Below are 12,897 nucleotides of genomic sequence, written 5' to 3'. Positions count from 1 at the left end.
CTGGCGCGGTGGTCAGTCAGCGCCAGACCCACCGGGCCCGGCTGCCTGCGGCAGCTTGGCCCGGGTGTCGAGCGGTCAGCCGGCGAGAATGACCGACCGGGACAGGTTGCGCGGCTGGTCGGGATTGAGCCCTGCTGCCCCGGCTCTCAGCAGGCACAACTGTTGGACGCGAACCAGATCGGCGAGCGGATCCACGTCGGACCACTCGAAGTGTCCGCCGGTGGCCCGGACCTGGTCCGCCAAGCCGACGGGGACCTCTCCGAACGCCCAGACGACCCGACCGTGCGCGGTGATGCTGAGCGGACCGTGCCGGTACTCCATGGCGGGGTAGGACTCGGTCCACAGTTGAGTCGTCTCGCGTAGCTTCAGGGCCGCCTCGTGCGCGAGCCCGACGGTCCAGCCGCGTCCGAGGAAGGTGATCTGGTCGGCCGTCGCGGCCGGGCCCGTCGCGTCGGCGCCATGGTTGAGAATCTGCCGTGCCTGTTCGGCGACCGGACGGAGGTCGTGACCGAGGGACGCCCGCAACAGCGCGAGGGTGGTCGTCGCGAAGCGGGTCTGTACGACCGAACGCTCGTCGACGTCGCTCAGCACGACCGGACAGGCCAGGCTCACCGCCGGGGACGATGCGTCGGCGGTGATGACGGTGGTCGGCGCGCCCTCGCGGCGCTGCTTGAGGACGTCGAGCACCTCGGTCGTGGTGCCCGAGCGGGTGATGCAGAGCACCCGGTCGTAGCCACGGCCGAGTTGGTGTTCACTGGCCGGCCACGCGTCGGTGATGCCCTCGCCGGCGCTCTCGCGCAGGGCCGCGTAGGCCTGGGCGACAAATAGCGATGTTCCACATCCGAGCACCGCGACTCGCTCACCAGGCTGCGGAAGGTCCGTCGCCACGGAGGGCAGCACGTCCAGGACGCCGAGCCAGTCATCCGGCTGGGTCTTGATCTCGGCCGCCAGGAAGGTTCCTTCACTCATCGGGTGCCTCGTCCTCGTGGTTCATGCGAGCGGGTTTGAAGGGCCTCCAGAATGGAGCGCTCTGATCGAATCTGTCAAGAAGGTCGCAGAACCGATCAGGAACAGGCATCGAGGCAGGGAGTGGCCGCGTACGGCCTGAGCAGCGGTTACCGCGAAAGGCCTTGACGTTGCTCGCAGCGGCACCGCAGAATCCCCCCAAGCAACGGCATGATCGTGCACGGTTTCGACCAGAACTGGTCATGAACGATCACAGCGAGCCAGGATTCCGATCACGACTTTGGCGATGTCCCTGCGCCGGTGGAGGCGGATATGAAGAGATTCGTGCGTTCGTGGGCAGCCGTAGCAGTTGCCGGCCTGACGCTGACGGGTTGCGGCTTCGGCGGCGACGACGGTCAGAGTGGGGGCGGCAGGACGCTGTCGTTCCTGGTGCCCAGCTACAGCGACGGCACCAAGGCGCTCTGGGAGGGCATCATCGCTGACTTTGAGGCGGCCCACCCGGACATCAACGTGGAGCTGGAGATCCAATCCTGGGACAACATCAACGATGTTGTCCGTACCAAGGTCCAGTCGAACGCGGCACCGGACATCCTCAACATCGACGCCTTCTCGGGTTTCGCGGCGGACGACCTGTTGTACTCCGCCGACGAGATGGTCTCGGCGAACACCGTGGCGGACTTCCAGCAGTCCTTCGCGGACAACGCCTCGATCGACGGCACCATGTACGGCCTGCCACTGATCGCCTCGGCCCGCACCATGTTCTACAACATCGAACTGTTCGAGCGGGCCGGCGTCGCGGCACCGCCGAAGACGTGGGACCAGTTGCTCGACGCGGCGAAGAAGGTAGCCGGTCTTGGCGACGGCGTCTACGGCTACGGCATGCCGCTGGGCAGCGAGGAGGCCCAGGGAGAGACGTCAATCTGGACCTTCGGCAACGGCGGATCGTGGACCAACGGCTCGACCATCGCGGTCAACACCCCTGCGAACCTCGAAGCCGTCACGTTCATGAAACGTATGATCGACGAAAAGGCCACCCAGCCCGACCCCGGGGCGTCCGACCGGACCCCCATGTTGGACGTGTTCATCCAGGGCAAGATTGGCATGGTGGTGGCGCTCCCGCCCACCGTCGGGCAGATCGCGGAGAAGAACCCGAGCCTCACGTACGCGAGCGCGCCGATCCCCACCAAGGACGGTCAGCCGATGACCCTCGGGGTCGCCGACCACCTGATGGCGTTCAAGAACAAGGGTGACAAGCAGGAAGCAGTCAAGACCTTCCTGGACTACGTGTTCAGCGCACCGGTCTACACGAAGTTCGTCGACACCGAGGGGTTCCTGCCCACCACCAAGTCCGGTGCAGCGGCGCTGGCGGGCAAGAAGGAGATCGCGAGCTTCCTCGAGGTCCTGCCGAACGCCCGGTTCTACCCCAGCACGAACCCGCAATGGGCGACGACCCAGGGCGCGATGCAGAGCCTGATGGGACAGATCGGGCAGGGCAAGGAGCCCGGGGCGGTGCTGGATGAAATTCAGGCCAAGGCCAACGGCTAGAGCCTGCGCGGTTTACACATGATGACCAACCAACTCATGCAAGTGCCGGCACCCGCGATCTCGGCGCGTCGTCAGGCACGCCGGGACCTGGTGGCGGCATTCCCATGGCTGTTGCCGGCGCTGACGCTGATTGTCACTATCGTCCTGTTCCCGGCCGGCTATCTGGTCTGGACCTCGACTCGGGACGTGTCGCCGGTGGGCGTGGACCGCGGCTCGGCCGGGTTCGACAACTATGTGACGCTGTTCGACTCCCCCGCGTTGGGCAGGGTGCTGCTCAACACTGCAATCTGGGTGGTCGGCGTCGTCGTGGTGACGCTGCTCGTCTCTATGGCGCTCGCGCAATTCCTTGACAAGGCCTTTCCTGGACGCCGATTGGTGCGACTCGCGGTCATCGTCCCGTGGGCGGCCAGCGTCGTGATGACGTCCACCGTCTTCTACTATGGACTCGATCCCTTCTATGGCGTCATGAACCAGTTCCTGGTCGATTTCGGAATTTTGAATACTGGGTTCGGCTTCACTCGACAGCCGGTGCCGGCCTTCCTGGTGGCCATGGGAGTGGCGGTGTTCGTCTCGCTGCCGTTCACCACGTACACGATCCTCGCCGGGTTGCAGATGGTGCCGCGCGAGGTGGTGGAAGCCGCCTCGGTGGACGGCGCCGGATCGGTGCGGACCTACTGGAGCGTGATCTTCCCGGTCCTGCGGCCGGCGATCGCCGTCGCCGTGCTGATCAACATCATCAACGTCTTCAACTCGCTGCCCATCCTCCGCACGCTGACCGGCAGCATTCCCGGCTACGACGCGGACACCACCACAACGTTGATCTTCAAATACATCCAGCAGGACCGCCAGGTCGAGACGGCGAGCGCACTAAGTGTCGTGAACTTCGTCATCGTGCTCGCGGTCATCGGTATCTACCTCCGGGTTGTCCGGCCGATGAGGGACGAGTGAGTCTTGGCGACGACGGCAACCAAATCTCAGGGCGATGAGCGCGCCGAGAAGTCGGTGCGCGCCAGCACAGACAACGGTCGCACCCGCAGCCGTGGCGGGCAGCGCCACGGCAGCCGCCGATGGTTGATGTCATTGGCCGGCGCGGTGGTGGCGTTGTTCTTCCTGGCACCCTACCTGGTGATGTTGATCGGCTCGTTCAAGCGGCACTCCGAGATCCTGCGCATTCCGGCCACATACCTGCCGACCGAATGGGTGCCGTCGAACTACGCGTCGATGTGGTCCACTCCGGAGACGCCGCTCGCCTACAACCTCGTCTCCACCATAATCATCTCGGCGTGCGGAACACTGCTGGTCCTGGTGGTGGCCATGCCCGCCGCCTATTACACGGCCAAGCACCGCTTTCCCGGACGACTGGCGTTCCTGCTCCTGGTGCTGGTGACCCAGATGCTCCAGCCGACCGTACTCGCGGCGGGACTGTTCCGGCAGTTCCTCGCGATCGGCATCGATGACACCTGGCTCGCTATGATCCTCGTCAACGGCGCGTTCAACCTCAGCTTCGCGGTGTGGATCATGCACAGCTTCTTCGCCGGGGTGCCCAAGGAGATAGACGAGGCGGCAATGATCGACGGTGCCAGCAAACTGCAGACGCTGCGGCGGGTAACCCTGCCGGTGGTATGGCCGGGCATCGTCACCGCGATCATCTTCACGTTCGTCGCGTGCTGGAACGAGTTCGCGGCCAGCCTCATCATCTTGACCACGGCGGAGAACCAGCCGCTGACCGTAGCCATCACAAAATTCGTCGGTCAGTACGATTCGGCGTGGCAATACGTCTTCGGAGTCTCTATCGTCGGCATCGTGCCCGTGATCATTCTCTTCGCATTGGTTGAAAAGCGCCTGGTGGCAGGTCTCACGGCGGGGGCCATCAAGTGAGCACGGTCGAGGCCGCCGCCGACCGGGCCGACGGCCGCGACCGCCCCCAGCGCCTGCAGGCGCTGCTCGACATCCTGGGCGCGCGCGGCCGGCTGTCCGTCGCCGAGGCGGCCAGCGCTCTGCAGGTCTCCGAGGCGACGGTCCGCCGGGACTTCACCACCCTGGCGGAGCAACAGTTGGCGGCTCGGACGCACGGCGGCGTCGTGGCCACGTCCGTCTCGTACGACCTACCGGTCCGCTACCGGGGCCGGGGCGACAATGGCGCCAAGGAGCGCATCGCCGCGATCGCCTGCGATCTCGTCGAACTGGGCGACGTGGTCGCGTTCAACGGTGGCACCACCACGTCCGCGACGGCCCGACGACTCGCCGCGCGGGTCGACCTCGCCCAGGCCGATCAGCGGCCGGCCGTGACGGTGGTGACGAACGCACTCAACATCGCCACGGAGATGGTGCTGCGCCGCCACGTCCGTACCGTCATCCTCGGCGGTGTGGCACTGCCCCAGTCGTACGAGGTGACCGGGCCGCTGGCCACGATGGTGCTGAACGAGCTGTGGCTCGACGTGCTGATTCTCGGGGTCGACGCGTTTTCCCCCGACGGCGGCACGTCCTGTCACGACGAAGGCGAGGCCGGCATCAACGCGACGATGGTCCGGCGGTCCCGTCGGGTCATCGTCGTGGCCGGCTCGGAGAAGCTGGGCCGGCACTCCTTTGCCCGGATCTGCGACGTCAACGCGGTGGACACCCTGGTGACCGACGACGGCGCGGACGCGAAGGTCGTCGCCGACCTGCGCGCCGCCGGGGTCAACGTGCTGCTGGCCTGAGGCCGACCCCGCGCCGTCACGGGGCGAGCAGGGTGACCAGATGGGCGACCTGCCTGGCCACCGCATCCCTGCCCGGACCGAAGTACTTGCGCGGGTCGACCAGGTCCTCGTCGGCAGCGAGCGCACGCCGGACCGCACCCGTAAGGGTCGCGTTGAGATGGGTCGCGATGTTGATCTTCGACATCCCTTGCGCGACTGCCGACCGCAGGCCCGCCTCGGAGACCCCGGACGAGCCATGCAGGACCAGCGGCACCGGCACCTTCGCCGCGATCGCGGCGATCAGTTCGTCGTCGAGGACCGCGTCACGGACCAGCATCGCGTGCGAGGAGCCGACCGCGACCGCGAGCGCGTCGACGCCGGTGGCGGCGACGAAGGCGGCCGCATCGTCCGGATCGGTCCGTACGCCGGGCTTGTGCGCGCCGTCCTTGCCGCCGATCTCACCGAGTTCGGCTTCGACCCAGACCCCGCGCGAATGACACCAGGCGGCGAGTTCCGCGGTCAGGGCGACGTTCTTCTCGTACGAGTACCCGGACGCGTCAACCATCACCGAGGGCACGCCGAGTTCGACCGCCTGCTCGACGAGCTCACGCCGGGTGGCGTGATCCAGATGTACGCAGACTGGCACGGACGCTTCCGCCGCGATCCGGAGGCAGGCCAGCGCCAACGGCGCCAGGCTGCCGTGGTAGCGGGCCGTATTCTCCGATAGCTGCAGCACAACAGGGCGTACCGCACGTTCGGCGCCGGCCACGATGCCCTCGGCATGCTCAAGCTGGATGACGTTGAACGCCCCGACAGCCCGGCGGTCCCGCGCCGCTGGGATGACGAGTTCCGCCATCGAAGCCAGCGTCATGCTTCCTCCACTTTCACCCGATCACGCCAGCGCCGATAGGCACGGACATCTACCTCACCGGCGACCGGACGGAGCACCGCTGCCGCCGACAGCGCCACCGCGTCGACGAGCAAGCCGCGCCAGTCGACGGCGTCCAGCGACCCGGCGGCCGCGAGCTGCCGGGCGACGGCCGCACAGGCCGCGTCCCCGGCGCCGGTCGCGTTCCCCTGGATCCGCTCCGGCGGCGCAGCAAACATGGCCCGATCCGGTCGCACCACAGCCATCCCCTCGGCGCCCAGGGTCAGCACAACGGCGGGGACCTGGCCGGCGGGGGGCAGCAGCCGGCGGGCCGCCCGCACGGCCTCGGCCGGCGTCGAGGGCCGATGGCCGACCAACTCGGCCAACTCGTCCGCGTTCGGCATCAGCACCGCCCCGCCAGCAGCCGCCACCGCCTGCAGAGCCGGGCCGCTGACGTCCACGACGGCCGGCACTCCGGCGGCGATCGCCGCGTCGACCAAGCGGGCCGGAAGCCCCGGGTCCACGCCAGGCGGCAGGCTGCCGGAGACGACCAGCGCGTCGGCACCGGCCAGGAGCTCACTCACGTGCCGCGTCAGAGCGTCGGCGGCGGCCGGCGGATCCACCGGTGCATAGCCAGGCTCCCACAACGACGTCGTCACTCCGTTGGTCTCCTGTACGACCAGCGTGCGCCGGACGTCCGGCAGTACGTCAAGCAGGTCGGCCGGCACGCCGGCCCGGTCGAGAGCGGCCTGCAGGGCCACGCCCCCCGGACCGCCGCACATGCCGGTGACGAGGACCCGCTCCCCCAGCTCGTGCAACACCCGGCCGACGTTGACGGCCTTGCCACCGGGGCGTTCGCTGACGGTCCGCACCCGCTGCACCCGGCCCCGGTGCAGTTCCCCCAGCCCATAGGTCACGTCGAGCGCCGGGTTCGGCACAACAGCGAGAATCACGTTTCCCGCTCGGTCATCGCGACTCCTCGTCAGGGTTTGGCGCCGGCTGCCCAGCATGGAGTTTCATGCTCGATATTACCAAAAAGTTGTCGCTATCGCGCACCCGCTCTTGCCCGTTCGGCTCGGGTCGACACCCGGCCAGCTGGGTCCGGCGTCCACAGTGGCTCTCTGCCTCGCTCCGAGTCTTGATCGATACTGATCGGCATCAGCCGGATGCCGGCAATATCGCTCACAGGAGTTGACGACGCCTTCCGCACAGATCGCCCTGATCGGCGTGACCAACACGCTGTCGCTGTCGGTGATCGAGCGGACCCGGGAGTCGGCGACCCTGCGGGCCATCGGCCTGAGCAAGGAGCAGCTGCGCGGCATGCTTGCCGTCGAGGGCGTCCTGATCGCCGGTGTCGGCGCGACCCTCGGCATCGTGCTCGGACTGATCTTCGGCTGGGCCGGCGCCGCCACCGCGCTGTCCCTCATGGGCGACGTCCGGTACGCCGTTCCGTGGACCGACGTCGGGGCTGTCGTGGCCATCGCGCTCGTCGCCGGGCTCCTCGCCTCGGTGCTACCGGTGCGGGCCGCGGCCCGCACCTCACCCGTGGCGGCGCTCGGGGTCGAATGACGACCACCCGCCGCTGACGGCGGCGCCCGTGCACAGCCTATGCACGGGCGCCGCCGTGCGCCGTCCTCAGGTCACCAGGCCGCTGCGGTAGGCGTGGACGACTGCCTGCACGCGGTCGCGCAGGCCGAGCTTGGCCAGGATGCGTGACACGTACGTCTTGACGGTCTCCTGGCTGATCACCAGCGTCGCGGCGATCTCGCCGTTCGACAGGCCGTTGGCGATGAGGCGCAGCACCTCAAGCTCGCGCGGCGTCAGCGCGGACTCGGGGTCCGCGCTCTCTGGGGGCCGGATCCGGGCCGCGTACCGGCCGACGAGCTGCCTGGTCACCTCGGGTGCCAGCAGTGCGGACCCGGTCGCGACGGTGCGGATGCCGTTCAGCAGCTGCGCGGTCGGGGCGTCCTTGAGCAGGAATCCGCTGGCCCCGGCGCGCAGCGCCTCGTAGACGTACTCGTCGAGGTTGAACGTCGTCACCACGAGCACCTTGACGGGGCGCGCCACCCCGGCGCCGGCGATCAGGCGGGTCGCCTGGATGCCGTCGAGCACCGGCATCCGGACGTCCATCACCACGACGTCCGGGTTCAGTCGGCCCGCAAGGTCGACGGCGGCCTGCCCGTCCGCGCACTCGCCGACCACCTCGAGGTCGGGCTGGGCGTCGATGATTGTCGCGAAACCGGTGCGGATCAGCGCCTGGTCGTCGCACACCAGGACCCGGAGCGGCGCATTCACGCCCGGCTCCCGGTAGAGATGCGCGCACGGACGACGAACCCGCCGTCCGCCCGCCGGTCCGCGCTGAACTCGCCCCCGAGGGCGTCCACCCGTTGACGGAGCCCGACGAGCCCCCGGCCGCTCCCGCCGGCAGGGCGCTGTCGGGCGCCGGCGGGTTCAGGGCTCACGCCCGCCGTACTGACCTCCACGGTGATCTCCCGGTCGTCGTAGCGCACGCGCACCGTAGTCGGGCTGCCGTGTGCGTGCTTGAGGGCGTTCGTCAGAGCCTCCTGCACCACCCGGTGGGCGACCAGCTCGGCGCTCCCGGCCGATTCCGACGGCGTGCCCTCCTCGGTGAGCTCCACCGGCTGCCCGGCCCGGCGGGTCTGCTCGACGAGCGTGCGCAGTTCCCGGAGCGACGGTGTCCGGGCAGTGGTGTCGTGGCCCGGGTCGAGCAGGTCCAGGAGATGACGTAGGTCGCCGATCGCCCGGCGGCCCGTGTCAGTGACCGCGTTCAGGGTCTCGTCGAGACGGTCGGGCGCGCCCGTCAGGTACCTGGCAGCCTCTGTCTGCACGACCATCGCCGTCACATGGTGGGTCACGACGTCGTGCAGCTCGCGGGCGATCCGCGTGCGTTCCGCGGTGCGGGTCTCCTCGGCGACCCGGAGGCGCCGTTCGGCCTCGGCCGCCCGGATGGCGCGCAGCCAGGAGCCCACGGCCCACACGAGGACCAGCGCCACGTAGAACGTCAGGTACCCGTCCGCCCGCTCGGCCCCGCCGACCAGGTCGAGCGCGACCGCCAGCACCACGTAGGCACCCGAGAGGAGGATCGCGACCGTGCGGCGACGGCGTTCCAGGTAGGCACCCGCGCTCAGCAGCGCGATAGCGAGCCCGGCGCCCGCCAACGTGTGGTAACCCCGGAGCTGATCGAGGGCGAAGCCGAGGAACACCAGGACAAGGCAGGCGGCCGGCCACCGCCGACGAACGGCGAGCGGGAAGCACTGGAGGACGATCGCGACGACGGTCAGCGCGTCGAAGGGATGGGTCGGCAGCGCGCCGATCTCTGTCCCACGCCCGTGGAACGCCGGCACGAACGATGCGATCGCCGGCACCAGCGCGAGCGGCAGGTCCCGGACCGTGACGTCGAGCTGACGCCACCGGTCCAGGATCCGCCGGAGGTCGGTCACCGAGTGAGCCTAGCGGCCACGTCCGCCCGGGCCGAGCGACGGACGGGGACCACGTGACCACGCCGGTAGGCCAGCCACATGAACGCGCCGGTGGCCAGCACGCCGAGCGCCACCGCGTAGACACTGGCCTCCGGTCCGAAGTCGCCGCCCGTGACCAGCGCGGGACCCGAGATCGTTGCGTCCAGCAGGCCCTGGGCGGTGTTGCTGCCGGACACCTCGGTGCTGAAGATGGCGCTCGCGGCGATGTTCCAGCCGAAGTGCAGACCGATCGGCACCCACAGCTTGCGGGTGGCGATGTACGCGGCGGTCAGCATCCCGCCTGCCTCGATGGCGATAGCGACGGCACCCAACAGGGTGGCGTTCGCGTTGGCCAGGTGGATCAGGCCGAACAGCGAGCCGGTCAGCGCGAGCGCGACCCAGGTTCCGGTCCAGCGCTCGATGTTCCGGAACAGGACACCGCGGAAGACCAGCTCCTCGGCCACAGCGGCACCCGCCATGATCCCGAGCAGGCTGACGGCGCTCGCCGGCGTGCCCAGGCCGTTGATCGTGTAGTCACCGAAGAAGGCGATGTTCGCGATCACTGCCCCGAACAGCGCGATGCCGAGCAGCGTGCCCCAGCCGATTCCGGCACCTGCTCCCTTCAGCGAGACCTCGACGGGGGCGCGGTGCTCGGTTCGCCGCACCACCCAGCCGTAGACCAGGACCCCGACGATGGCCGTCAGCAGGCCGGCGACGAGCGCCAGCCAGGGGGTGTCCTTCACCGCTGCCGTGCCCAGATTGCCGAGGATCCAGACCGCCGCAACCGCCAAGAGTTGCCATACCAGACGCACGATGACTCCTTTGAGAAGCCGCGGCGGGAGCGTCGCGGGTTACCCCGAACGCTATGGATTTGCCCGCCCAAAGTAGTCACCGCATGGTGGACATTCGCAGGTAGCTCGCACGGGGGACAGACTGTGCTGCACCGGGCAGCCCCGCCCGAACGTCAGCAGACGTCCTGGCTCAATGCCGGACGTGGCTGGCTTCGAAATTGCCGATGTCTGGGCCGGACGCGACTCGGTGACGGTTCGTTTCCGGCAACGCGAACCGCAGGAGACGTAAGTGCCCAGTCGACCGGAGACGGTAGTCACGTCCAAACTCCGCGCTCGTTGGCGCACGCCGACGTCAGGTTTCGCTGCAGTGGCCGGGACAACACATGTCTCGGTCCGAGCTGGCCGAGGCGGTCAACGCCGCCCTCGACCACCTATACCTGAGTCGCAGCCGCGGCACCCTCGACGTTGACCAACGTTGGGTCGGCAAGCTGGTGCGCGGTGAACATCGCTGGCCCAGCGCCGCGCCGCGCTGCTCTGCGACTCGTCTTGGGTGCTGCTGAGGATGCCGAACTCGGTTTCCGCAGCCCACGACGAACCACGGACACGACCTAGGAAGTCTCTTGTGGGTCATGGGCGTCGGATGATTGTGGATGTCCGAAGTGTTACTCGGACGCCATGCCTTCACGATTCGAACTCACTGACGCCGAGTGGAACCTCATTCAGCCGCTGCTGCCCGCCGACCCGCCGCGAGGAGGCAGGTGGGGCGATTACCGCTGTTGTCGGTCGAACTGATCAACCGTGCTGTGCAGCGGCACCGCTTGCCAGCTGCCACATTTCATCGTTCCCGCATTCTGCGGTGATCTCGGCCGTCGCGTGAGCCGCGGCGAGGAAGTCGTTGACCAGCGGCGAGGTGCGCGATGCCGCCACCGCGAGACACACCTGGTCGGGCGCCAAATCCGTGACGGGTACATAGCTGACTACCGGGTGCGAGTAGAACACGGCTGCCGAACGGGCCAGGAACGAGATGCCCCGGCCGGCCGCGACATGTTCGAGCGTCTCGTCCACCCCGCGCACCAGGTATCCGGCGTTGGGGTGCGGGCGCTTGGTGGGCTGTGTGCTTGTGTCGGGATGCCAGAGCAGCGGCTCGCCGGCCAGGTCGGCCTCGGTGATCTGTGCCTTGCCGGCGAATCGGTGGCCGGCGGGCAGCACCGCCACCCGCGGCTCGGTGTACAGCGGGGTGACGCGCAGGCCGGTCTCGTCGATGGGCAGCCGCACATAGCCGACGTCGATGCGGCCGTCGAGCAGCATCGCGGCCTGGTCGTCGGACTCGATCCGCTGCACGTCCACGATCACGTCCGGGTGCCGGATGGCGAACTCCCGCACCGCCGCGGTGGCCGTGATGCCCGCGCGGAAGCCGACCATCAGCCGCTGGCTGCCAAGCGCGGCTTCGGTCACCCGGCGGCGGACCGCATCTGCGGAGGCCAGCAGCGGGCCGGCGTCGGTCAGCAATTGCCTGCCGGCGTCGGTCAGTTCCACGCCGTGGCTGTCCCTGATCAGCAGCGGGGTGCCGAGATCGTGTTCCAGCGCGCGGATCTGTCGGCTGAGCACCGGCTGTGCGATGTGCAGGTAATCGGCGGCGCGGCCGAAGTGCAGCCGGTCGGCGACGGCGACGAAGTAGCGCAACTTGCGCAGGTCCAGATCCATGGAGCCTCCCGGTCCGGCAGAGCTACCCGGCGTCCAACCTCGTCACCCGCCGGACCCTCGGCTGGGAACCCGCTCAGCCCCGCCTGCTCGCCGATCTGGGCAACGGCCACTACTTCCCCGCCAGCTGACGGCAAGGACCCGGGTCTCAACGAGTCCGGTACATGACGAGGAGGGCGGCTCAGAATAGAACGACTGTGGGATTCATCGGCAGCGGCGCCATCGGCAGCACCATCGCCCGGCTCGCCGTCGAGGCCGGGCATCAGGTCGTGCTCAGCAACTCACGCGGTCCCGAAACGCTCGCGGACACGGTCGCGGAACTGGGGCCGCGGGCGTCCGCGGCGACCAGCGGGGACGCCGCGGCAGCCGGTGACATCGTCGTGATCACGGTGCCGGTCAAGGCCTTCCCCCACGTGCCCGCCGCGCCACTGGCCAGGAAGACGGTCATCGACACGTGCAACTACGGCCCCGAGCGTGACGGGCCCATCCCCGAACTCGACAGCAAGTCGCTCACCTCAAGCGAGCTGCTGCTGCGGTACCTCCCGGACGCCATGGTCGTGAAAGCGTTCAACAACATCTCCTTCAAGCACCTGCTGTCACTCGCCCGCCCGGCGGGCGCGGCCGACCGCTCGTACCTGCCGATCGTCGGGGACTCCGCGCCGGCGAAGGCGGCGGTGACCGAATTCATCGAATCCATCGGGTACAGCGTGCTGGACGCGGGACCACTGGCCGCCAGCTGGCGGCAAGCGACGGGCACGCCGGTATGGGGGACCCCGTACGGGCCGTACTCGAACGAGAAGGGCCAGCCGGTCGGCGAGGACGCCATCCGCGCGGCACTGGCCGCCGCAACGCGGTAAACCGCGAGTGCG

The 12,897-nt window shown here is 68.7% G+C and carries 13 protein-coding genes; 6 read left to right on the top strand and 7 right to left on the bottom strand.

Translation table 11 applies throughout. The annotated features are described in order from the left end of the window. Window positions 1-75: 75 nt before the first annotated feature. Window positions 76-969 (bottom strand): SIS domain-containing protein, encoded by an 894-nt coding sequence (locus JOD64_RS26650; protein ID WP_204944752.1) that lies wholly within the window; start codon window positions 967-969, stop codon window positions 76-78. A 309-nt stretch (window positions 970-1,278) separates the two neighbouring features. Here JOD64_RS26650 and JOD64_RS26645 point away from each other — a divergent pair, with 309 nt between their 5' ends. From JOD64_RS26645 to JOD64_RS26630, 4 genes are read left to right on the top strand one after another with little or no spacing between them, the layout of a single operon-like run. After that, window positions 1,279-2,511 (top strand): extracellular solute-binding protein, encoded by a 1,233-nt coding sequence (locus tag JOD64_RS26645; RefSeq protein WP_204944751.1) that lies wholly within the window; start codon window positions 1,279-1,281, stop codon window positions 2,509-2,511. A gap of 18 nt (window positions 2,512-2,529) precedes the next feature. Then, on the top strand, window positions 2,530-3,459 hold the full coding sequence (locus JOD64_RS26640; protein ID WP_204944750.1) for a carbohydrate ABC transporter permease: 930 nt from the start codon (window positions 2,530-2,532) through the stop codon (window positions 3,457-3,459). Window positions 3,460-3,462: 3 nt separating this feature from the next. Next, entirely contained in the window at window positions 3,463-4,389 is a 927-nt protein-coding gene (locus JOD64_RS26635) for a carbohydrate ABC transporter permease (protein WP_204944749.1), read from the top strand. Then, window positions 4,386-5,210 (top strand): DeoR/GlpR family DNA-binding transcription regulator, encoded by an 825-nt coding sequence (locus JOD64_RS26630; protein ID WP_372434200.1) that lies wholly within the window; start codon window positions 4,386-4,388, stop codon window positions 5,208-5,210. Before JOD64_RS26635 ends, JOD64_RS26630 begins: the two co-directional genes overlap by 4 nt. A 16-nt stretch (window positions 5,211-5,226) precedes the next feature. Here JOD64_RS26630 and JOD64_RS26625 read toward each other — a convergent pair whose 3' ends face one another. Next, entirely contained in the window at window positions 5,227-6,060 is an 834-nt protein-coding gene (locus JOD64_RS26625; protein ID WP_239559673.1) for a class II fructose-bisphosphate aldolase, read from the bottom strand. Beyond that, window positions 6,057-7,010: a 1-phosphofructokinase family hexose kinase gene (locus tag JOD64_RS26620; RefSeq protein WP_204944748.1), complete on the bottom strand. Its 954-nt coding sequence runs from the start codon at window positions 7,008-7,010 to the stop codon at window positions 6,057-6,059. Before JOD64_RS26620 ends, JOD64_RS26625 begins: the two co-directional genes overlap by 4 nt. Window positions 7,011-7,248: 238 nt before the next feature. Here JOD64_RS26620 and JOD64_RS26615 point away from each other — a divergent pair, with 238 nt between their 5' ends. Then, the gene (locus JOD64_RS26615) at window positions 7,249-7,626 is read left to right on the top strand and encodes an ABC transporter permease (protein ID WP_204944747.1); all 378 of its coding nucleotides are present in this window, start codon (window positions 7,249-7,251) and stop codon (window positions 7,624-7,626) included. 66 nt (window positions 7,627-7,692) lie between these two features. Here the strand turns inward: JOD64_RS26615 and JOD64_RS26610 are convergent, their stop codons facing one another. The 4 genes from JOD64_RS26610 to JOD64_RS26595 all read right to left on the bottom strand — a co-directional run bounded on the left by JOD64_RS26610 (window position 7,693) and on the right by JOD64_RS26595 (window position 12,031). Beyond that, entirely contained in the window at window positions 7,693-8,352 is a 660-nt protein-coding gene (locus JOD64_RS26610; protein ID WP_204944746.1) for a response regulator, read from the bottom strand. Further along, a complete protein-coding gene (locus tag JOD64_RS26605) occupies window positions 8,349-9,518 on the bottom strand; it encodes a sensor histidine kinase (protein ID WP_204944745.1) in 1,170 nt (389 codons plus the stop codon). Before JOD64_RS26605 ends, JOD64_RS26610 begins: the two co-directional genes overlap by 4 nt. After that, window positions 9,515-10,348 (bottom strand): CPBP family intramembrane glutamic endopeptidase, encoded by an 834-nt coding sequence (locus JOD64_RS26600; RefSeq protein ID WP_204944744.1) that lies wholly within the window; start codon window positions 10,346-10,348, stop codon window positions 9,515-9,517. Before JOD64_RS26600 ends, JOD64_RS26605 begins: the two co-directional genes overlap by 4 nt. A 771-nt stretch (window positions 10,349-11,119) precedes the next feature. Beyond that, complete coding sequence (locus JOD64_RS26595) at window positions 11,120-12,031, bottom strand: LysR family transcriptional regulator (RefSeq protein ID WP_204944743.1); 912 nt, start codon at window positions 12,029-12,031, stop codon at window positions 11,120-11,122. 194 nt (window positions 12,032-12,225) lie between these two features. Here JOD64_RS26595 and JOD64_RS26590 point away from each other — a divergent pair, with 194 nt between their 5' ends. Further along, window positions 12,226-12,885, top strand: coding sequence for an NADPH-dependent F420 reductase (locus JOD64_RS26590; protein ID WP_307813680.1), 660 nt, complete (start codon window positions 12,226-12,228; stop codon window positions 12,883-12,885). Window positions 12,886-12,897 lie beyond the last annotated feature (12 nt).

Origin of the sequence: Micromonospora luteifusca, assembly GCF_016907275.1 — a bacterium.
Classification (GTDB): Bacteria; Actinomycetota; Actinomycetes; order Mycobacteriales; family Micromonosporaceae; genus Micromonospora; species Micromonospora luteifusca.
This window is presented reverse-complemented; position numbering and strand designations above follow the sequence as displayed.

Excerpts from the sequence above, each read along its gene's own strand:
- JOD64_RS26640 (WP_204944750.1), top strand. The coding sequence starts at position 2,530 with ATGATGACCAACCAACTCATGCAAGTGCCGGCACCCGCGATCTCGGCG.
- JOD64_RS26595 (WP_204944743.1), bottom strand. The coding sequence starts at position 12,031 with ATGGATCTGGACCTGCGCAAGTTGCGCTACTTCGTCGCCGTCGCCGAC.
- JOD64_RS26645 (WP_204944751.1), top strand. The coding sequence starts at position 1,279 with ATGAAGAGATTCGTGCGTTCGTGGGCAGCCGTAGCAGTTGCCGGCCTG.
- JOD64_RS26625 (WP_239559673.1), bottom strand. The coding sequence starts at position 6,060 with ATGACGCTGGCTTCGATGGCGGAACTCGTCATCCCAGCGGCGCGGGAC.
- JOD64_RS26650 (WP_204944752.1), bottom strand. The coding sequence starts at position 969 with ATGAGTGAAGGAACCTTCCTGGCGGCCGAGATCAAGACCCAGCCGGAT.